Genomic DNA, 18,823 nt, shown 5'->3' with positions numbered 1-18,823 from the left:
CCACCCAAGGCCTCCCCGGCCCCGGCTCCGAAGGCGGCCGCTCCCAAGGCAGCTCCCAAGGCTCCGGCGCCCGCAGCATCCCCGCAGGCTCCCCCGCAGCAAGGCGCCCCGCAGCAGGGCGCAGCTCAGCCCGCCGATCAGCAGATCCAGCTGATCTATGCGCCCTGGACCAAGTTCTGCCTCAAGGGCCAGGACGCCAATGCCAAGCAGGTCTGCTTCACCGGCAAGGACGGCCGTATCGAGTCGGGCCAGCCGGTCATCGCGGCCGTGATCATCGAGCCGGAAGGCGAGCCCAAGAAGATCCTGCGCGTGACGCTGCCGCTCGGCATGCAGCTCGTGCACGGCACCCGAATCATCGTCGACAGCAACGCGCCGCTGCAGCAGCCCTATGTGATCTGCTTCCAGAACGGCTGCATGTCCGACTACGAGGCCACGCCCGAGCTCATCAACAACATGAAGAAGGGCCAGAATCTCGTTGTCCAGGCGATCAATGCCAACGGCGCGCCGCTGACGCTGCCGCTGCCGCTCGCCGGCGAATTCCAGAAGGCCTATGACGGTCCGCCGACCGATCCGAAGGTGTTCGAGGAGACCCAGAAGAAGCTGCAGGAAGAGCTGCAGAAGAAGGCGGAGGAGCAACGCAAGAAGCTCGAACAGCAGGGTGGTGGCGCGCCCGGCGCGGCTCCGACCGGTCAGAAGTAATCGGGAGCAAATCCCGGACGTGAAAAAGGCGCTCGGTTCGAGCGCCTTTTTTGCTGGCCGACGATCGCGACGATCAGTTCAGCGAGGGATTGCGCGGGCGATAGCCGCCGGCCTTGTCCTTGACGAAGATCTCGGCGACCTGCGAATGCCGGACCGGCTCGCCGGAATCGTCCGGCAACAGGTTCTGCTCCGAGACATAGGCGACGTATTCGGATTCCGCGTTCTCCGCGAGCAGGTGATAGAACGGCTGGTCCTTGTGGGGCCGCACTTCCTCGGGAATCGACAACCACCATTCCTCGGTGTTGTTGAACTCCGGATCGATGTCGAAAATCACCCCCCGGAACGAGAAGATCCGGTGGCGAACGACCTGTCCGATCTGGAATTTGGCGGTCCGCGCTTTAATCATCCCCCGTCGATAGACCAGGATTGTGGCCGATGCTAGTGGCCTTATTGGGAATTAACCTTCGTCTCCGGGGCGGATAGCCCCCAAGCCTTCAGAAAAAACTTCAGCAATGGTCGATATCCTCAATCTGGCGCTGCCTTATTTCGGCTTGATCTTCGTCGGTTTTGCCTGCGGCAAGGTCAAGTCCATCCCGGAATCGGGGCTCGCCTGGATGAACTTCTTCCTGCTCTACGTGTCGCTGCCGGCGCTGCTGTTTGCGATTATGTCGAAGACGCCGTTTTCGGAATTGAATAACCCGCCGTTCCTTGTGGCGACGACGCTCTCGACGGTCGCGGCATTCACGCTGGCGCTGGTGGTCGGCAAGCTATTCGGACGGCTGACGCTGCGCGAAGCGACGCTCGCGGGCCTCTCCGGCGGCTACGGCAATATCGGCTATATGGGCCCGGGCCTCGCGCTTGCGGTGCTGGGGCCGAAGGCGGCCGCGCCGACTGCGCTGATCTTCTGCTGCGACAGCATCTTCCTGTTCACGATCGTGCCGCTCTTGATCGAGCTTTCCGACCGCGACCATCCCTCGCTCGTCCATGCTTTCGGCGTCGTGCTGAAGCAGATCGTGCTCAATCCGCTGATCATGTCGGCTTGTTTCGGAGCGGCGGTGGCGGCGCTGCATATCGAGCTGCCGGTCGCGCTCGACCGCACCATCACCTTCTTGCAGAACGCGGCCGCGCCGACCGCGCTGTTCGTGCTCGGCGTGACCGTGGCGCTCCGTCCGTTCGATCGGGTGCCGTGGGAGGTGCCGGGCGTGATCGCGGTCAAGCTGCTGATCCATCCGCTCGCGGCGTTCGCCCTGATGCTGGCGTTCGGCCCGTTCGCGCAGCCCTGGGCCGCCACCGCCGTGCTGATGGCCGCGCTGCCGCCGGCGCTCAACGTGTTCGTCATCGCCCGGCAGAACGATGCCTGGATCGAGTCCGCCTCCGTCGCGGTGCTGCTCGGCACCTTCGCGTCGGTGGTCACGCTGACCAGCGTGATGTGGGCGATCCAGACGGGAAGGTTGGCGTTTCCGTAGGGGAGTTTATCGCACTGAAACGAACTGTCCTGGGGAGCGCTATGTTTTTGGAGGAAACAATGCCACCATCCGTTGCGCCGGGATGAGTTTTACATTCTCTCGTTCCACCGAGCCGAGCCGCTGTAGTTTAACGTCATTTGCAAACGAAAGGTGTGTCAGAAAGCGAGTCGTATTCCATATTAGGATATCGACGCTGTTGCCTTGGCCGGCATCAACTTGGTCCACCGAGAAACGAATTGTTTTCCGATCAATTTCCTTTTGTTCGACCGTTTTCTCGGCAATAGGAATATGTTCCGAGAAAATAGCTTCGACATTTATGCTGACGTTAAACACTGGCGACGTACCAAAATTTGTAATTCGGCACTTATCAATCCATCCATGTCTGGTCGGGATGATGCCTGGGTTGCTATTGTAGGCGTGCTCGCTCACCCAGTGGCTTTGAAGTCCTACAGTTCTCGCAGTATCGTCGCTTGCGATTAGTTCCAATAATTTGCCGTCCGCCGGTAAACGGAAGGCTTCCTGAAGACACTCGAACTTGATGGTACCGTCGAGCGCGCTACGCTTCTGCTGAGACGTAGCATCTGACTTGCTGGATTCGAAACGTTGCTTGGTCCAGTCAAGCGCGATGACTAGTCCCATCAGCGTGAGGGCTCCGACGACACCTGCGCCGATAGTTTTACCCAGTCCCACAGGAATCTCGTAAGTCAGGAGAAGGAATGAAAGTAGGGTGATGATTGCTGCTGCCGCAAAGCAGCCGCGCACAAATTGAAGTTCGCCCTTGGTAAATGGGTCGGCCACCGCGATGCCGATGCCGGCACCAACCGGGATTCCAAGAACGCCGACGACTCCTAAAATAAGGCCCCAATCCAAAGACATACGCCCTCCTTGTCTGGAGGCTAGTTTAGGAGAGACAGCTTCTGAATATAACAGCCGCCCCTAAGCCCAGAGAGGCTATCGGTGGCTTTTGCGCTGTAATCCCCAATTTCTCGGCTTCCCGCTCCACTCGTACTTGGAAGGACTACCTTCGCCAGGTCGGCGTCAGGCCTTCGCGCATCGCAAAGCGGCGGAGCGGACCGATGGCACCTAACAGGTGCATGCCGACGGCGCGGACGGGCTGGAGCGGCAGGAAGTCGTTGAGCAAGGAGCGGTTGGCGATGTCGATCGCAAAGGTGCGGCTCAAGATGTCCGGCCGACGGGCGCGGTCATAGCGCTTGAGCACATCGTCCGCGCCCGGATCCTGTCCCGCGGCGATGGTCTCGCCCGCGAGCCGGGCAATGTCGGCGGCATCGCGCAGGCCGAGATTGAGGCCCTGGGCGCCGATCGGCGGCACCACATGGGCGGCTTCGCCGACTAGCGCGATACGGTCGCGGCCGAAGCATTTCGGACGCTCGATCGCGAGCGGGAACAGGTTGCGCCCGGGCTCCACATTCATCCGTCCCAGGATCGAATGCGACTGCTTCTCGATCGCCGCCGACAGCTCCTCGTCGCTCAAGCCGCGCAGCCGTTCGGCCTCCGCAGGCGCTGCGACCCAGACGATGCTGGAGCGGTCGCCGGGCAGGGGCACGAACACGCAAGGCCCGTGCGGCGTGTGGAACTCGGTCGAGACGTTGCGATGCGGCCGGCTATGGCCGACATTGAAGGTCAGCGCGGTCTGGTTCAGCTCGCGCCGCGTCACGGCGATGCCGGCGGCCTCGCGGCACAGCGAGTGCCGGCCGTCGGCGCCGACCACGAGGCGCGCCGAGAGAAACTGTCCGGACGCCGTGCGCAGCGCGACGTCGTCGGCCTCGATGACGACGCTTTCGGCCTCGTCGTCGAAGCGGACGAGATTGGGCAGCTCGGCCGCGCGCGCTTCCAGCGCCAGCATCAGCGAGCGGTTGTCGATGTTGTAGCCAAACGCATCGAGGCCGATTTCGTGACAGGAGAAGCGCACCTCGGGGCTGCGGAACAGCCGGCCGGTGTCGTCGACGAGGCGCATGACTTCCAGCGCAGCCGCCTTGTCCCTGCAGCGCGACCAGACGTCGAGGCCTTCCAATAGATCGATGGAGGCGCCGAGCAATGCGGTGGTGCGATTGTCGGCATAGGGAACGCGGCGCGCCACCAGTGCCGTCCGGGCACCCGCCTGCGCCAGGGCGATCGCCGCGGCAAGGCCGGCAGGTCCGCCGCCGATCACGGCCGCGTCATGGAGTGTCGATGCGTCTATCATGGAACGACATTTGACACGCCGGGCGGCAAATTCAAGCCTACCTATATTTCCCTGATTTTATGGCGAATTTTGCGATCGTGCGCCGCAATGGCGGATGTGCAAACCGGTCGCATTCTGATAGCAGAAGCCATGGATACGCAGCAGGATTCCCTGAAGCCGAGACCGGTGATCCGCGCCGCAGCCTTCTCGGTGCACATCTTCACCGCCTTCGGCGCGGCAATCGCGCTCCTGGCGATGCTGGAGGCCGTGCGCGAGCACTGGGCGGCGATGTTTCAATGGCTGGGCGTCGCCCTGATCATCGACGCGATCGACGGGCCGATCGCGCGGCGGCTCGACGTCAAGAACGTGCAGCCGAACTGGTCGGGCGACGTGCTCGATCTCGTGGTCGACTTCTGCACCTATGTCTTCGTGCCGGCCTATGCGATCGTTGCGAGCGGCATGCTGCTGCCGGTAGCGGCTCCCTTGCTCGGCATCGCCATCATCGTGACCAGCGCGTTGTATTTCGCCGACCAGCGCATGAAGGCCGACGACAATCATTTCCGCGGCTTCCCGGCGCTTTGGAACGCGGCCGCGTTCTATCTGTTCCTGCTGCATTGGCCGCCGCTGTGGGCGACGCTGCTGGTCGCCGCGCTGGTCGTGCTGACGTTCGTGCCTTTCCATGTGCTGCACCCTGTCAGAGTGGTGCGGCTGCGCTGGCTGACGATGTCGCTGATCGCGGTCTGGGCGCTGCTCGCCTTCTACACACTGCAAATGGATTTTCGCGTCGGCACCGGGGTGACCATCGTGCTCTGCGCCATCGCGCTCTGGATCAGCTTCAGCGATGCCTTGATCCGGTTGGCGAAATCCCTGGCGAGATTATCGGCGTGATGGAGCTGCTGACCAGCCCGGAAGCCTGGGCCGCGCTGCTCACCTTGACGGCGCTCGAGATCGTGCTCGGCATCGACAACGTCATCTTCATCTCGGTGCTCGTCTCGCGCCTTCCCGAGAAACCGGCGCAGCGCGCCCGCCAGATCGGGCTTGCGCTGGCACTGGTCTTTCGCCTCATCCTGCTCAGTCTCCTGGTCTGGCTGATCGGCCTGACCGCTCCGGTGCTCTCGATTCAGGGCTATGCTTTTTCCTGGCGCGATCTCATCCTGATCGGCGGCGGCCTCTTCCTGATCGCCAAGGCCACACATGAGATTCACGGCGAGGTCGAATCCGATCACGACGCGAGCGAGAAGGACTCCACAGGCAGCGCCTTCTTCTGGGTGATCGTCCAGATCGTGATCATCGACATCGTGTTCTCGCTGGACTCGATCATCACTGCGATCGGCATGGCCGAGGACATCAAGATCATGATCGCGGCGGTCGTGATCGCATGCGCGGTCATGTACGTTTCGGCGGGTCCGGTGGCGCGATTCGTCGCGGAGCATCCGACCACCAAGATGCTGGCACTGGCCTTCCTGGTGTTGATCGGCGTCGCGCTGGTTGCGGACGGATTCCACTTCCACATTCCGCGCGGCTACATCTATTTCGCAATAGCGTTCTCGGCGGCGGTGGAGTTCTTCAACGTGCTGGCCAGGCGCAACCGCCGGAAAGCCGCCAAGTAGTCGCGTTGGGTCGTTCCAGTCGGCGTCGAGTTGACAAGGCGGGCGCGATAGCTTTCGCTCAGCCGCACGAAGAGGAGGTCAGGTGATGACGAAAGCCATCCGTGTGCACAAGGTCGGAGGCCCCGAAGCCCTGGTCTATGAGAGCGTCGACGTGCCGGCGCCCGGGCCCGGCGAGGTGCGCATCCGCCAGCACGCGGTCGGCCTCAACTTCATCGACGTCTATTACCGCACCGGCCTCTACAAGGCGCCGGGGCTGCCCTTCATCGCCGGCAATGAGGCCTCCGGCGAGGTGGTCGCGGTCGGGCCAGGCGTGACGAATTTTCATCCCGGCGACCGCGTCGCCTATTACCACAATCTCGGCGCCTATACCGGCGAGCGCAACATCCCCTGGGAGAAGCTGGTCAAACTGCCCGATCACATCACCTACGAGCAGGGTGCCGTGCTGATGTTGAAGGGGCTGACGGTCTGGTATCTCCTGCACAAGACCTTCAAGGTCGAGCCGCATCATCGCGTGCTGGTCCACGCCGCCGCCGGCGGCATCGGCCTGCTCGCCTGCCAATGGGCCAGGGCGCTTGGCGCGCATGTCATCGGCACCGTCGGCTCGCGCGAGAAGGCCGAGCTTGCGGAGGCCAATGGCTGCGATCACGTCATCCTCTACAACGAGGAGGATTTCGTTGCGCGCGTGAAGCAGATCAGCCGCAACGAGGGCTGCGACGTCGTCTATGACGGCGTCGGCAAGGCGACGTTCCCGGGCTCGCTGTCATGCCTGAAGCCGCGCGGCATGTTCGTCTCGTTCGGCAATGCCTCGGGCCCGGTGCCGCCGTTCGCGATCGCCGAGCTCAACAATCACGGCTCGCTGTTCGCGACGCGGCCGAAGCTCAACGATTATGTCGGCACGCGCAAGGAACTGCTCGAAGGCGCCGACACCCTGTTCGCCGCGGTCATCAACGGCAAGCTGCACGTGCCGATCAACCACGCCTACGCACTCAAGGACGCTGCGAAAGCGCATATCGATCTCGAAAGCCGCAAGACCACGGGGGCTTCGATCTTGAAGCCGTAGATCTTTCGGCATCGGCGGTTTCGTAGGGTGGGCAAAGGCGCGGAGCGCCGTGCCCACCATCTTCATTGCGGTGAAAAATGGTGGGCACGCTTCGCTTTGCCCACCCTACAGCACTACGCGACGCGTCTTGCCGCGCCGGCCTTGGTCAAGATCGCGTCGAGACATTCGATCATCTCGGCGATCTCTTCCTTCGTGACGTTCAGCGCCGGCATGAAGCGCAAGCTGTCGACCTGCGGCGCGTTCAGCAGCACGCCGGCCTCGAACGCCTGCGCGACGATGCCGGGTGCGATCGGCAGCTTGAGATCGAGCGCGAGCAACAGGCCGCGTCCGCGCACGCCACCGAGGCCATGCCGGGCCGAGACCTTCTGCAGGTCGCTTTCGAGCAGGAGGCCGGTCTCGGCGACCTGTTTCAGGAAGTCGGGCTTCTTGACCTCCTCGAGCACCGCGAGGCCCGCCGCGCACATGATCGGGTTGCCGTTGAACGTGCCGCCCTGGTCGCCGTGCTCGAAGCATGACGCGCGTTCGGTCGCGAGCAGGGCCGCGAGCGGCACGCCGCCGCCGATGCCCTTGCCGAGCGTCATGATGTCGGGCGCAATGCCGGTGTGCTCGTAATGGAAGAGCTTTCCGGTCCGGCCCATGCCGGTCTGGATCTCGTCGAAGATGAGCAAAAGGCCGTGCGCCTCGGTCAGCGCGCGCAGCTGCTGCAGGAACTGATCGGTCGCAGGCCACACGCCGGATTCACCCTGGATCGGCTCGAGCATCACGGCGACGGTGTTGGCGTTGATCAGGGCTTCGACCGAGCCGATGTCGTTGAGCTTGGCCTTCTTGAAGCCCGCGACCTTCGGCTCGAACAGCGGCTCGAACGCTTTCTTGCCCGAGGCCGACATCGTCGCCAGCGTCCGACCGTGGAAGCCGCCTTCGAAGCTGATAATCTCGAACGCGCCGCCTTTGTGCAGGCTGCCATATTTGCGCGCGAGCTTGATCGCGCCTTCGTTGGCTTCAGCGCCCGAATTGGCGAAGAACACTTGATCGAACGCGCTGTGCTCGACCAGCGCCTGCGCCAGCTTGAGGCTCGGTTCGTTGTAGAAGGCCGGGCTCGGCGTCAGCAGCCGCTTGGCCTGAGCTGCGAGCGCATCGGCGATCGCGGGCGGGGAATGGCCGAGGCAGTTCACGGCCCAGCCCTGCACGAAGTCGAGATAGCGCTTGCGGCTGTCGTCCCAGAGGTAGGAGCCGGCGCCGCGGACGAACACGGTCTTTGGCCGTGCGGTGATGTCCATCAGCGCGTCATACGGATGCGTGGTCATGTCGTACTCCTCTGGAGGCGGGTGGAAAAAAGGGCGCAAAAAGCAGAAAGGCCGCACCTTGCGGGTGCGGCCTTTCTCGAAAATTAGCTGAATTCAGTGGTTCAGCGGCGTCCTCGGACATGGCGCACCCTCTCGTCGTCGCGGGAGCGACGGCGGAGCATTTCGGTGCGCTGGTTGGTCCGGGCGTTGATCATGGGGCGCGTCCGTACAGCCGAATGGCAGGACTTGTCAAGGAGGCATTTTGCAAGTTGCTCGCCGAGCGTGTATCGGTCAGGTCGGGTGGGCGGCTTCCTCGGCCTCTTCACCGCCCCAATCCGCGTCCGCGATCGCGGTGTCGATCAGCTCGCCGCGCAGCAGTTTGAGCGGCGAATTCCAGTACAGCGCGATGTTGTGGAAGGGGTCGGTCAGCACCTTGAACACCCAGACCAGGCCCGTCGTGACGTCGCGGGTGGCGAAGAGCTGCAGCATGCGCGCAAGTCCGCCGCCGATGCCGATGGCGAGCCAGAGCGCGCCGACATGCCGGATGAAATCGAGGCGGGACGCCGGCGCATCGAACAATCCGAACAGCGTCGGAAAAGCGAACAGCGCCAGCGGCGCGCTGCCCCAGACCAGCAGCAGCACGATCTTGCGGGTCTGGTTGTAGCCGACCTTGACCGCTTCCTTGTAGTGGTTGCTGACGTCGTTGACGGCGTCATAGCCGTTCGGCTCGAAGAAGAAATGCCCGGTCTGCCGCGTCAGCATCGCGAGCCAGCCGACGATGCCGGCGAGAGCAGGGTCCTTGATCAGCAGGGCGTAGCAGCCGAGGAAGATGACGGCGCTGATCAGGTGCAGCGTCTGGTTGACGGTGCTCTGGTGGTAGAAGCGGTAATCGTCGAAGCGCTGCGTGCGCAGCATGTCCGAGAGGCGGCTCATCCTCATCCCTCGCTCGCGTTGAAGACGCGGGCAGAGTTAGGCCGAGTCCGTGACCGCTGCGTGAATGCATTATAGTGTCACATTCCTAACGTGACGCTTACTCCACGCCATAGTGCGAGAACACATCGGCGATGCCGGCGTTGATCGCCTTTGCGGCCGCGATGTCGCGCACGGCGCCTTCGCTGTCACCCTTCTTGCGCTTCGCCAGTCCGCGGCCGTAGAGCGAGCCGTCGAGCCCCGGCTTGATGCTCAGCGCGGCATCGTAATCGGCGATCGCCGCGTCGAGATTGCCGAGCTTGAGATGGGCAAGGGCGCGGCTGTCCAGCGTGTAGGCATCGTTGGGAGCCATCTTGAGCGACTGCTCGCAATCGGCCAGCGCCTCCTGCAGGCGGCCGACGATCGCGCGGGTGAAGCAGCGCGAATTGAACACGTCCGCGCGGCTCGCATTCGCTCTGATGGAGCGGTCGTAATCGTCGAGCGCCAGCGCCACGGCGCGCTCGGGCTCGCCACGTCGCCGAAACATTTCGCCGCGATTGGCGAGCGCGTGCACATCGTCGGGATTGGCCTTGAGCAGGGCCGAGCAGCCGGCGAAGCGCCGGTCGTCACTGTCTCCGCCGTCGTTTGCGAAGCACCACTGGCGGGCCTGCGCGGCGGATGGTGATCGCGCGCGCGAGCAGGGTCATCGTCAGGCCGATTGCGGACAGCTTGAGGTTTTCGACGCGGAAACAATGAAACACGATGAAACGTCAGGGATTCTCCCATTGCGCCTCTAGCGTGTTTGTGATCGAAGGACGCGACTTGGTTCGAACCGAATGCGCCACCGCCCAGACCAAGAAGGCGGGACCAACCAGATAGCTCAAAGCCTTGTCCGATACGCCCTATCCGATCGACCTCGACAGCATTCGCGGCGCGTTTCCGCCCGGCATCGAGGCGCCGCCGCTGCTGGTCGACTTTGCGGCCTGGCTGAAGGGGCGTCCCTGGGGCAGCGTCGGCTGCTTCTCGCTGCAGGGCCAATTCTCGGACTCCGCGCCGATCGTCGACGGCAGTTCCTTGCGCGACCGGTTCTCGCTATTCATGCGCCTGCCTGACGGCTCGGCCGTTGGCGGCTGGTATGGCGCGGGTCTTGATCGTGACAATCCACCGATCGTCGGGTTGGGATCCGAGGGTGACTACGAATTGCTGGCGCCGAGCCTCGATGCGCTGCTGACGAGGCTGACGTCGCAGCAATTCGACAGGGCCTGGAGCGATCTGAAGCCGCATGACGAAGTCGAGCCTCAGACCGTCGAACTTGCGCAATGGCTCGCTGGACAGCCCGTTGGCGACAAGGCGGCGTGTGACGACGGGCCCCCGGAGCTGCCTGATTTCCGCGGCTTCATGGAAAAATGGAGCCGGGACCGTGAGGACTATTGGGCTAACCATCGCATGATGGCCGAACTCGGCTGGCGGCTGGCCGCCCATCTGCCCAAGGGCAAGAATGCCTGGGATAAGACGCGTTTCGAGGTCGCAATCGTCGGCAAGCAGTATGAGGCGCGCGTGCTGACGCGCGGGCCGCAGCCGTTCGAGGAAGCCGCTTCGATCGAATCCCTGCTGCGCGATCTGCGCGAACAGATGTGGAAGGCTCAGCCTGAGCTCGGGTTATGGTATGCGATGAGGTTCGGCCTCTACGCCGACGGCCGCGTCATGCCGAGCTTCGAATACGATGCGCGCCCGACCATCGACGGCGAACCGGCATTGCTCTCCGAGGCGAAAGCCGATCTCGCCCGCGCACCACGCCCGGAGCGCTGGGTGCCGAAATGGCTGGCGTGATTGTCTCCACACTGTCATTGCGAGCGTAGCGAAGCAATCCAGACTGTTCCCGCGGAGGGATTCTGGATTGCTTCGCTACGCTCGCAATGACGGACGCGGTCAGAACCCCGCGACGCTGCCGTGCAGATCGTATGCGTCGGCGCGCTCGATCTTGGCGGTGACGATCTCGCCGACGCGCAGCGGGCGGCGGCTCGTCAGATACACCGCGCCGTCGATCTCCGGCGCATCGGCCTTGGAGCGGCCCTTGGCCACGGTCGGGCCGACCTCGTCGATGATGACCTGCTGCCGCGTGCCGACCTTGCGCTTCAGCCGGCGCGCCGAGATCTTCTGCTGCCGGGCCATCAGCGCGTTGTAGCGCTCCTGCTTGACCTCTTCGGGCACCGGGTCTTCGATCGCGTTCGAGGTGGCGCCGGCGACCGGCTCGTACTTGAAGCAGCCGACGCGGTCGATCTCGGCCTCGTCGAGCCAGTCGAGCAGATAGGCGAAATCGGCATCGGTCTCGCCGGGGAAGCCGACGATGAAGGTCGAGCGCAAGGCGAGATCGGGACATTCCTCGCGCCAGCGCTTGATCCGCGCCAGCGTCTTGTCCTGCGCCGCCGGACGCTTCATCGCCTTCAGCACCTCGGGGCTCGCATGCTGGAACGGGATGTCGAGATAGGGCAGTACCTTGCCCTCGTTCATCAGTGCGATGACCTCGTCGACATGCGGGTAGGGATAGACATATTGCAGCCGGACCCAGGCTCCCAACTCGCCGAGCTCGCGCGCGAGGTCGAGGAATTTGGCGCGGACCTGGCGGTCCTTCCACGGGCTCTCGGCATATTTGAGATCGACGCCGTAAGCTGAGGTGTCCTGCGAGATCACCAGGAGCTCTTTGACGCCCGCGCCGACGAGGCGCTCGGCCTCGCGCAGCACGTCATCGGCGGGGCGCGAGACGAGGTCGCCGCGCAGCTTCGGAATGATGCAGAAGGTGCAGCGGTTGTTGCAGCCCTCGGAAATCTTCAGATAGGCGTAGTGGCGCGGGGTCAGCTTGATGCCCTGCGGCGGCACCAGGTCGAGATGCGGATTGTGCGCCGGCGGCAGCGCGCGGTGCACGGCGTCCAGCACGCTCTCATATTGCTGCGGGCCGGTGATGGAGAGCACGCCCGGATAGGCCTGCTCGATCGCTTCCGGTTCCGCGCCCATGCAGCCGGTCACGATCACCTTGCCGTTCTCGGCCATGGCCTCGCCGATCGCCGAGAGCGATTCCTGCTTGGCGCTGTCGAGGAAGCCGCAGGTGTTGACGATGACGATGTCGGCCCCGTCATGCTTGCGGGCGAGCTCATAGCCCTCCGCGCGCAGGCGCGTGATGATGCGCTCGGAATCCACCAAGGCCTTGGGGCAGCCGAGTGACGTGAATGAAATGCGCGGCGCTCTGTCCATGGTATCGCCTGAAGCCTATCTGAATTGTCTGGATTTGCGATCCAAGTAATTGAACCGATGGCGAAATTCAACAACTAACGTATGCGGCGCGAAGCTAAAGCAGTCTTTCGCGCGTTGCTTGATTTCACCGAACTTCACGGGCTTGACCACGATGCGTCGTTTCATCTTCGGCTTGGCTTTCGTTACCGCTTCCTGCGCAATGTTCCCGGCGCGAGCTGAAGTCGACAAGATCATCCATGTCTGCGATCGGCAGGAACGATTGTGTCCGGAATTCAGGCCTCGCGTGAAGGCACCTCATGGGTGGGCGAGGGACGAGGCCGCGAGTCTCAAATACGGCGCATCGATGTTCGTTCCTAAAGGGAAGACATTCGGTAAAGCAGAAGCAATCATCTATGCCGAAGGTCGCTATAACGAGGTCCGGACCGAACTGGTTCAATGGATCGCAACGAGTGATAAGGATTGGGCGACGACATCCGGCGACCATGCCAAGATCACTACGCTTCCCTCGGTCAACCCGAAGGTCATCATCAACCGCTACGACAATCCGTCCTTGAAGGACCAGCCGATCGAAGTCATCGCGCATTACGCCGACCGCGACAAGGACGGCAATTCCTACGTCGTGCGGCTAGCGGTCTCCGGCCGCACTGAGGCGGCAGTGCTGGCCGCCATGCCACTTCTCGACAAGATGATCGTTGGCGCGAAGATTCCGTGAGAGCACCAAGCTAACCTTGGGCGCAGCCGTCTGATCCATATCGGATCTGCCTGATTGACCGGCCTGAGCTAGTCCCAATTGCCCATAATTACAACCCTTTGCAGGGCGATCCGGCGTGCTATGGATGAATCAGCTGCCGTGAGTGAGCCATGAGCGCCGAACAGTCGCCCAAAATCGTGATCGTCGACGAAAGCCCGATCCGGGCCGCGATCCTGGAGGAGGGATTGCGCGAGGCCGGGTTTACCCAAGTCGTCCATATCAGCGAGATGCAGAGCCTGCTGGCCCGTATTTATGCGGCGGACCCCGACATCATCGTGATCGATCTCGAAAACCCCAGCCGCGACGTGCTGGAGGCGATGTTCCAGGTCAGCCGCGCGGTGAAGCGGCCGGTCGCCATGTTCGTCGACCAGAGCGATTCAGCCTCGATCCAGGCCTCGGTCGAGGCGGGGGTGTCGGCCTATATCGTCGACGGGCTGAAGAAGGAGCGCATCAAGCCGATCCTCGACCTTTGCGTGTCCCGTTTCAACGCCTTCGCCAAGCTCCAGGAGGAACTGGAGCGCACCAAGTCGCAGCTCGAGGACCGCAAGATCATCGAGCGCGCCAAGGGCATTCTGATGAAGGTGAAGGGCCTGACCGAGGACGAGGCCTATGTGCTGCTGCGCTCCACCGCGATGCGCGAGAAGAAGAAAATCGGCGAGATCGCGCAGTCGATCATCACCGCGTCGGAGATGCTGAAATGACCGTCCCCCTCCGCATCGGGTTCATTCCGCTGGTCGATGCCGCCGCGCTGATCGTCGCGGTCGACAAGGGCTTTGCCGCCGCCGAGGGGCTCGAGGTCGAGCTGGTGCGCGAGGTCTCCTGGTCCAACGTCCGCGACAAGCTCAATATCGGCCTGTTCGATGCCGCGCATCTGCTCGCGCCGGTGGCGATCGCGTCCTCGCTCGGCCTCGGCCACGTCAAGGTGCCGATCGCCGCGGCCTTCAATCTCGGCATCAACGGCAATGCCATCACGGTGTCGCCGGCGCTCCATGCCGCGCTGATGGAGGAGATCGACGGCGATCGCTTCGACCCGATGGCGACGGCGAAAGCGCTGGCGAAGGTGGTTGCCAAGCGCCGCACGGCAGGGGCCGAGCCGCTCACCTTCGGCATGACCTTCCCGTTCTCCACCCACAATTATCAATTGCGGTTCTGGATGGCGGCGGCGGGCGTCGATCCCGACGAGGACGTGCGCCTCGTGGTGCTGCCGCCGCCCTATATGGTCGACAGTCTCAAGAACGGCCATGTCGATGCGTTCTGCGTCGGCGCGCCCTGGAACTCGGTCGCGGTCGATCTCGGCATCGGCCATATCCTGCATTTCGTCGCCGACATTTTGGTGCGTGCGGCGGAGAAGGTGCTGGCGGTCCGCCAGACCTTTGCCGACAAGAACCCGGACGTGGTCGCAGCCCTGGTGCGGGCAGCCGTGAAGGCCGCCGAGTTCATCGAGCATCCCGAGAACCGGACCGAGGCGGCGCAGATCCTGGCCCAACCCGAACGGATCGGCGTCGACGCCGAGGTCATCCAACGCACCCTGACGGGGCGCCTGAAGATCTCGCCCGATGGCACCTTCCGCGAAAGCGGCCGCTACCTGCTGGTCGGACGCGAAGGGGCAGGGCGTCCCGATCCGGTCCAGGCCGCCTGGCTCTATGCCCAAATGGTGCGCTGGGGCCAGACGGCGCTCACCCCTGACGGGGTCAAGACGGCGATGGCGGTGTTCAGGCCCGATCTCTACGACGCGGCGCTCGGCAACAGGGCGCCGCCTGAGGCTCCCGCAGCGTTCGGCGCCTTTGCCGGTCCGGCCTTCGACCCCGCCGATATCCGCGGGCATCTCGAGGCCTTCGGTGTCGGGCGCTGGAAGGCCTGATTCGCGGTTGCTTCGCTTTTGAGCATCTAAGATCCTTGGCTAATGTTTGAGCTGGCTGCTCGTATTTCAGGAGAGTTCCCAAGCCAGCAGTTTCCGGGTCACGTCCTAATTATCTGAAACTTCATTGGTTTTTATTTCGACCAAGCTGGCACGCAACTTGAATGTTGCGCTGCGGCCAGCTTGTCATAGGTGCCTGCTGAGCCAAGTCCCGCAGCAACGAAGCTGATCGGACCGTGAGTGACGAAGCCGGCTCCTGAGCCAGCCTGACGTTCCTCGCGGGTCGCGCAATCCGTCGAAGCCACCGAAGGTGGCCGCAGGAGCTTCGTTACACACCATGAAAATCGATACGGTCTCAGTCGACTTTACCGACGAGCAGAAACGCTATCTCGAAGGCTTCACGACCGGCCTGCAGATCAGCCGCGTCGGCCGCGGCCTTGGTGGTGGCGGCAGCGGCAAGGCGAATGCCGAGCCTGTGGGTCCCGATGCCGTGCACATCAAGGCGCAGGACAAGGTGATCGCGTCGGGCAAGAAGCTCGCCGATCAGGAGAAGTTCAAGCGCGACGAGCACCCCTTCGACGCCTACCCGCGGCTGCGCCAGCAGGCGCTCGACAACACCCCGCCGAGCCCGGCGGACAATTTCCGCTGGCGCTATTACGGCATCTTCTATGTCGCGCCGACGCAGGACTCCTACATGTGCCGCCTGCGCATCCCGAACGGCATCATGAAGCATTGGCAGCTGTCGGGCCTTGCCGATCTCGCCGACGAGCTCTGCGGCCCCTACAGCCACGTGACGACGCGCGCCAATCTCCAGCTGCGCGAGATCCCGCCGAAGCACGCGATCAGAATGATCGAGGGCATCCAGGAGCTCGGCCTGTGCTCGCGCGGCTCCGGCGCCGACAACATCCGCAACGTGACGGGAACGCCGACCGCTGGCATCGATCCGCAGGAAATCATCGACACGCGGCCCTATGCCCGCGAGTGGCACTACCACATCCTCAACGACCGCTCGCTCTACGGTTTGCCGCGCAAGTTTAACGTCGCCTTCGACGGCGCCGGCCAGATCGCGGTGCTTGAAGAGACCAACGACATCGCCTTCACGGCCTATGAGGTGAAGGACGGTTTCGGCGTCGAACCCGGCGTCTGGTTCCGGCTCGGCCTCGGCGGTATCACCGGCCACAAGGATTTCGCGAAATATTCCGGCATCATCGTCAAGCCGGAGCAGGCGACCGCCGTCGCCGACGCCATCGTGCGCGTGTTCATCGAGCATGGCGACCGCACCAACCGCAACAAGGCACGGCTTAAATACGTGCTCGACGCAATGGGCCATGACGGCTTCCTCAAGCTGGTCGAGGAGCGGTTGAAGACGCCGTTCACGCGCGTGCCGGAAGAGGCGTTCGCGCCCCGGGCCGCGGCGGACCGCATGGCGCATATCGGCGTGCACAAGCAGAAGCAGGACGGCCTCAACTGGATCGGCGTATCGCTGACACTCGGCAAGCTCACCTCCGATCAGATGCGGGGCCTCGCCAAGGTGGCGCAAGATCTCGGTGACGGCGAGATCCGGCTCACGGTCTGGCAGAACCTGTTGATCTCGGGCGTGCGCGACGCGAATGTCGAGCTCGCCATTGCTGCGATCAAGCAGATCGGGCTCGCGGTCGAGGCCTCGCACATCCGCGCCGGCCTGATCGCCTGCACCGGCAATGCCGGCTGCCGCTTCGCGGCGTCCAATACCAAGCGCAATGCCGCCGAGATCGGTGACTGGTGTGAGCCGCGCGTCGCCATGGACAAGCCGGTGAACATCCACCTGACCGGCTGCCATCATTCCTGCGCGCAGCACTACATCAGCGACATCGGACTGATCGGCGCGCGCGTGCCGATCGATGAGGAGGACACCGTCGAGGGCTATCACCTCTTCACCGGCGGCGGGTTCGGCCCCGACGCCGATGTCGGGCAGGAGGTCTATCACGACCTCAAGGCCGAGGACGCACCGAAGACGGTCGAGGCGCTGCTCAAGGCCTATCTCGCCAATCGCGCCTCGCCCGACGAAACCTTCCTCTCGTTCGCGCGCCGCCATGACGGCGAAACGCTGCGCAAGCTTGCCGATGCACAGGTGTCCGCATGAACCAGATCACGCCTCCGCCGAAACTCGATATCATCCCCGCCAGCGCGCCATTCTCCGACGCGCAACGCTCCTGGCTGAACGGCTTCTTTGCCGGACTGCTCTCGCCTGATGTCGCAACGCCGCTGTCGGCAGAGCAGGGCGCCGCCGTCATGCAGGCCGGTGACGGCGACGACGGCGAAGCGCCGTGGCACGACCAGACCATGCCGATCGCCGAGCGAATGAAGCTTGCCGAAGGCCGTCCCTTGCGCCGCAAGATGATGGCGGCGATGGCACAGCAGGATTGCGGCCAGTGCGGCTACAATTGCCACGATTATTCGGAAGCGATCGCGAGCCGCAGCGAAGCGCGGCTCAATCTGTGCGTCCCCGGCGGCAAGGAAACCGCGCGGATGCTGAAGTCGCTGTACGAGGAGCTCGACAAGGCGCCCGCGGCCAAGACCACCGACAAGAGCACTGACAAGGCCGGCGCTCCGGCACCGGCTGTGACCGTGACGATCGCAGAGCCCGGCCGCTCGCGCGACAATCCGATCCAGGCGACCTTCCTGTCGCGCCGTCTTCTCAACAAGGGCAAGTCGGAGAAGGAGACCTATCACATCGAGTTCGATCTCTCCGAGGGCAAGCTCGACTATGTCGTTGGTGACAGTTTTGGCGTCTTCCCGCGCAACGACGTCGGCCTCGTCGACCAGATCATCGCGCTGCTCGGCGCCTCCCACACGACCAAAGTCAACGGCAAGACGCTGCGCGAGGTGCTGATCGACGACGTCTCGCTGTCGCCGGCGCCCGACACTCTGTTCGAGCTGATCTCCTTCATCACCGGCGGCGCGCAGCGCGAGAAGGCGCGGGCGCTGGCGCAGGGAGAGGATCCCGATGGCGATGCCGCGACGCTCGACGTGATGGCGGCACTGCAGAAGTTTTCCGGCACGCGGCCGCATCCCGAGGCCTTCGTCGAGGCGCTGGAGCCGCTGCAGCCGCGGCTCTACTCGATCTCGTCCTCGCACAATGCGACGCCGGGAAAGCTGTCACTGACGGTGGACTCGGTGCGCTACGTCATCGGCAAGCGCAGGCGGCTCGGCGTCGCCTCGACCTTCCTCGGCGAGCGGATCAACGAAGGCGAGAAGCTCAAGGTCTATGTGCAGAAGGCGCACAATTTCGGCCTGCCGCAAGATCCGAAGACGCCGATTATCATGGTCGGTCCCGGCACCGGCATCGCGCCGTTCCGCGCCTTCCTGTTCGACCGTAAGGCGACCGGCGCGCCCGGCAAGAACTGGCTGTTCTTCGGCCATCAGCGCAGCGATTGCGATTTCTTCTATCAGGACGAGCTCAACGCCATGAAGACCTCAGGGCTTCTGACGCGCCTGTCGCTGGCCTGGTCGCGCGACGGCGAGAAGAAGTTTTACGTGCAGGACCGCATGCGCGAGGTTGGCCGCGAATTGTGGACCTGGCTCGCCGAGGGCGCGCATCTCTATATCTGCGGCGATGCCAAGCGCATGGCCAAGGACGTCGAGCGCGCGCTGGTCGACATCGTCGCGCAGTTCGGGGCACGTTCGACCGATGAAGCCGTCAGCTTCGTCGCCGAGCTCAAGAAGACTGGCCGCTTCCAGGCTGACGTGTACTAGTCGGACGACTCCTCTCGGGGT

18 protein-coding genes are annotated in these 18,823 nt (G+C 63.7%); 11 read left to right on the top strand and 7 right to left on the bottom strand.

From position 1 onward, the window contains the following. Positions 1 to 699: invasion associated locus B family protein (locus I6F31_RS36025; RefSeq protein ID WP_225187036.1), on the top strand; the 699-nt coding region annotated here is incomplete at its 5' end. Positions 700 to 772: 73 nt separating this feature from the next. On the opposite strand, the gene hspQ is transcribed toward I6F31_RS36025, so the two are convergent. Beyond that, positions 773 to 1,105: a heat shock protein HspQ gene (gene hspQ / locus I6F31_RS36020; RefSeq protein WP_024341905.1), complete on the bottom strand. Its 333-nt coding sequence runs from the start codon at positions 1,103 to 1,105 to the stop codon at positions 773 to 775. Positions 1,106 to 1,211: 106 nt separating this feature from the next. Here hspQ and I6F31_RS36015 point away from each other — a divergent pair, with 106 nt between their 5' ends. Next, positions 1,212 to 2,165 (top strand): AEC family transporter, encoded by a 954-nt coding sequence (locus I6F31_RS36015; protein WP_036012489.1) that lies wholly within the window; start codon positions 1,212 to 1,214, stop codon positions 2,163 to 2,165. A 39-nt stretch (positions 2,166 to 2,204) separates the two neighbouring features. Here I6F31_RS36015 and I6F31_RS36010 read toward each other — a convergent pair whose 3' ends face one another. Beyond that, positions 2,205 to 3,041: a hypothetical protein gene (locus tag I6F31_RS36010; RefSeq protein ID WP_225187035.1), complete on the bottom strand. Its 837-nt coding sequence runs from the start codon at positions 3,039 to 3,041 to the stop codon at positions 2,205 to 2,207. 142 nt (positions 3,042 to 3,183) lie between these two features. Next, positions 3,184 to 4,368, bottom strand: coding sequence for a UbiH/UbiF family hydroxylase (locus I6F31_RS36005; protein WP_225187034.1), 1,185 nt, complete (start codon positions 4,366 to 4,368; stop codon positions 3,184 to 3,186). Positions 4,369 to 4,497: 129 nt separating this feature from the next. On the opposite strand from I6F31_RS36005, the gene pcsA reads away from it, so the two are divergent. From pcsA to I6F31_RS35990, 3 genes are all read left to right on the top strand, one after another. Further along, positions 4,498 to 5,235, top strand: a complete 738-nt coding sequence (pcsA, locus tag I6F31_RS36000; RefSeq protein WP_225114990.1) for a phosphatidylcholine synthase — start codon at positions 4,498 to 4,500, stop codon at positions 5,233 to 5,235. After that, positions 5,232 to 5,957, top strand: a complete 726-nt coding sequence (locus tag I6F31_RS35995) for a TerC family protein (protein ID WP_036012482.1) — start codon at positions 5,232 to 5,234, stop codon at positions 5,955 to 5,957. The genes pcsA and I6F31_RS35995 overlap by 4 nt, the downstream gene beginning before the upstream one ends. Before the next feature lie 85 nt (positions 5,958 to 6,042). Continuing rightward, positions 6,043 to 7,017, top strand: a complete 975-nt coding sequence (locus I6F31_RS35990; protein WP_036012480.1) for a quinone oxidoreductase — start codon at positions 6,043 to 6,045, stop codon at positions 7,015 to 7,017. A 113-nt stretch (positions 7,018 to 7,130) separates the two neighbouring features. Here I6F31_RS35990 and I6F31_RS35985 read toward each other — a convergent pair whose 3' ends face one another. The 3 genes from I6F31_RS35985 to I6F31_RS35975 all read right to left on the bottom strand — a co-directional run bounded on the left by I6F31_RS35985 (position 7,131) and on the right by I6F31_RS35975 (position 9,783). Beyond that, on the bottom strand, positions 7,131 to 8,321 hold the full coding sequence (locus I6F31_RS35985; RefSeq protein ID WP_225148726.1) for an acetylornithine transaminase: 1,191 nt from the start codon (positions 8,319 to 8,321) through the stop codon (positions 7,131 to 7,133). 270 nt (positions 8,322 to 8,591) lie between these two features. Next, a complete protein-coding gene (locus tag I6F31_RS35980) occupies positions 8,592 to 9,233 on the bottom strand; it encodes a hypothetical protein (protein WP_225187033.1) in 642 nt (213 codons plus the stop codon). A gap of 97 nt (positions 9,234 to 9,330) precedes the next feature. Beyond that, positions 9,331 to 9,783, bottom strand: coding sequence for a tetratricopeptide repeat protein (locus I6F31_RS35975; RefSeq protein ID WP_346656514.1), 453 nt, complete (start codon positions 9,781 to 9,783; stop codon positions 9,331 to 9,333). 314 nt (positions 9,784 to 10,097) lie between these two features. Here I6F31_RS35975 and I6F31_RS35970 point away from each other — a divergent pair, with 314 nt between their 5' ends. Beyond that, positions 10,098 to 11,039 (top strand): hypothetical protein, encoded by a 942-nt coding sequence (locus tag I6F31_RS35970; RefSeq protein WP_225187032.1) that lies wholly within the window; start codon positions 10,098 to 10,100, stop codon positions 11,037 to 11,039. Between the two features lie 99 nt (positions 11,040 to 11,138). Here the strand turns inward: I6F31_RS35970 and rimO are convergent, their stop codons facing one another. After that, entirely contained in the window at positions 11,139 to 12,458 is a 1,320-nt protein-coding gene (gene rimO, locus I6F31_RS35965; RefSeq protein WP_225187031.1) for a 30S ribosomal protein S12 methylthiotransferase RimO, read from the bottom strand. Between the two features lie 151 nt (positions 12,459 to 12,609). On the opposite strand from rimO, the gene I6F31_RS35960 reads away from it, so the two are divergent. The 5 genes from I6F31_RS35960 (at position 12,610) to I6F31_RS35940 (ending at position 18,802) form a co-directional block, all read left to right on the top strand. Continuing rightward, on the top strand, positions 12,610 to 13,170 hold the full coding sequence (locus I6F31_RS35960) for a hypothetical protein (RefSeq protein WP_225187030.1): 561 nt from the start codon (positions 12,610 to 12,612) through the stop codon (positions 13,168 to 13,170). A 149-nt stretch (positions 13,171 to 13,319) separates the two neighbouring features. Beyond that, complete coding sequence (locus I6F31_RS35955; RefSeq protein WP_036012463.1) at positions 13,320 to 13,910, top strand: ANTAR domain-containing protein; 591 nt, start codon at positions 13,320 to 13,322, stop codon at positions 13,908 to 13,910. Next, on the top strand, positions 13,907 to 15,070 hold the full coding sequence (locus I6F31_RS35950; RefSeq protein WP_225148731.1) for a CmpA/NrtA family ABC transporter substrate-binding protein: 1,164 nt from the start codon (positions 13,907 to 13,909) through the stop codon (positions 15,068 to 15,070). The genes I6F31_RS35955 and I6F31_RS35950 overlap by 4 nt, the downstream gene beginning before the upstream one ends. 334 nt (positions 15,071 to 15,404) lie before the next feature. Beyond that, positions 15,405 to 17,189, top strand: coding sequence for a NirA family protein (locus I6F31_RS35945; RefSeq protein WP_225148732.1), 1,785 nt, complete (start codon positions 15,405 to 15,407; stop codon positions 17,187 to 17,189). Further along, positions 17,186 to 18,802, top strand: coding sequence for a sulfite reductase subunit alpha (locus tag I6F31_RS35940; RefSeq protein ID WP_036012449.1), 1,617 nt, complete (start codon positions 17,186 to 17,188; stop codon positions 18,800 to 18,802). Before I6F31_RS35945 ends, I6F31_RS35940 begins: the two co-directional genes overlap by 4 nt. The last annotated feature ends 21 nt before the right edge of the window (positions 18,803 to 18,823 follow it).

Source organism: Bradyrhizobium sp. NBAIM01 (assembly GCF_020194115.1).
Taxonomy (GTDB): domain Bacteria; phylum Pseudomonadota; class Alphaproteobacteria; order Rhizobiales; family Xanthobacteraceae; genus Bradyrhizobium; species Bradyrhizobium yuanmingense.
The sequence above is the reverse complement of the archived record's forward strand: the minus strand, read 5'-3'. Positions and strand labels throughout refer to the sequence as shown.

Bases quoted from the DNA above. Each gene is read 5' to 3' on its own strand.
- I6F31_RS35960 (WP_225187030.1), top strand. From the start codon at position 12,610: ATGCGTCGTTTCATCTTCGGCTTGGCTTTCGTTACCGCTTCCTGCGCA.
- I6F31_RS35985 (WP_225148726.1), bottom strand. From the start codon at position 8,321: ATGACCACGCATCCGTATGACGCGCTGATGGACATCACCGCACGGCCA.
- I6F31_RS36010 (WP_225187035.1), bottom strand. From the start codon at position 3,041: ATGTCTTTGGATTGGGGCCTTATTTTAGGAGTCGTCGGCGTTCTTGGA.
- I6F31_RS35950 (WP_225148731.1), top strand. From the start codon at position 13,907: ATGACCGTCCCCCTCCGCATCGGGTTCATTCCGCTGGTCGATGCCGCC.
- I6F31_RS35955 (WP_036012463.1), top strand. From the start codon at position 13,320: ATGAGCGCCGAACAGTCGCCCAAAATCGTGATCGTCGACGAAAGCCCG.
- I6F31_RS36005 (WP_225187034.1), bottom strand. From the start codon at position 4,368: ATGATAGACGCATCGACACTCCATGACGCGGCCGTGATCGGCGGCGGA.
- I6F31_RS36015 (WP_036012489.1), top strand. From the start codon at position 1,212: ATGGTCGATATCCTCAATCTGGCGCTGCCTTATTTCGGCTTGATCTTC.
- I6F31_RS35945 (WP_225148732.1), top strand. From the start codon at position 15,405: ATGAAAATCGATACGGTCTCAGTCGACTTTACCGACGAGCAGAAACGC.
- hspQ (WP_024341905.1), bottom strand. From the start codon at position 1,105: ATGATTAAAGCGCGGACCGCCAAATTCCAGATCGGACAGGTCGTTCGC.
- rimO (WP_225187031.1), bottom strand. From the start codon at position 12,458: ATGGACAGAGCGCCGCGCATTTCATTCACGTCACTCGGCTGCCCCAAG.
- pcsA (WP_225114990.1), top strand. From the start codon at position 4,498: ATGGATACGCAGCAGGATTCCCTGAAGCCGAGACCGGTGATCCGCGCC.
- I6F31_RS35980 (WP_225187033.1), bottom strand. From the start codon at position 9,233: ATGAGCCGCCTCTCGGACATGCTGCGCACGCAGCGCTTCGACGATTAC.
- I6F31_RS35990 (WP_036012480.1), top strand. From the start codon at position 6,043: ATGACGAAAGCCATCCGTGTGCACAAGGTCGGAGGCCCCGAAGCCCTG.
- I6F31_RS35940 (WP_036012449.1), top strand. From the start codon at position 17,186: ATGAACCAGATCACGCCTCCGCCGAAACTCGATATCATCCCCGCCAGC.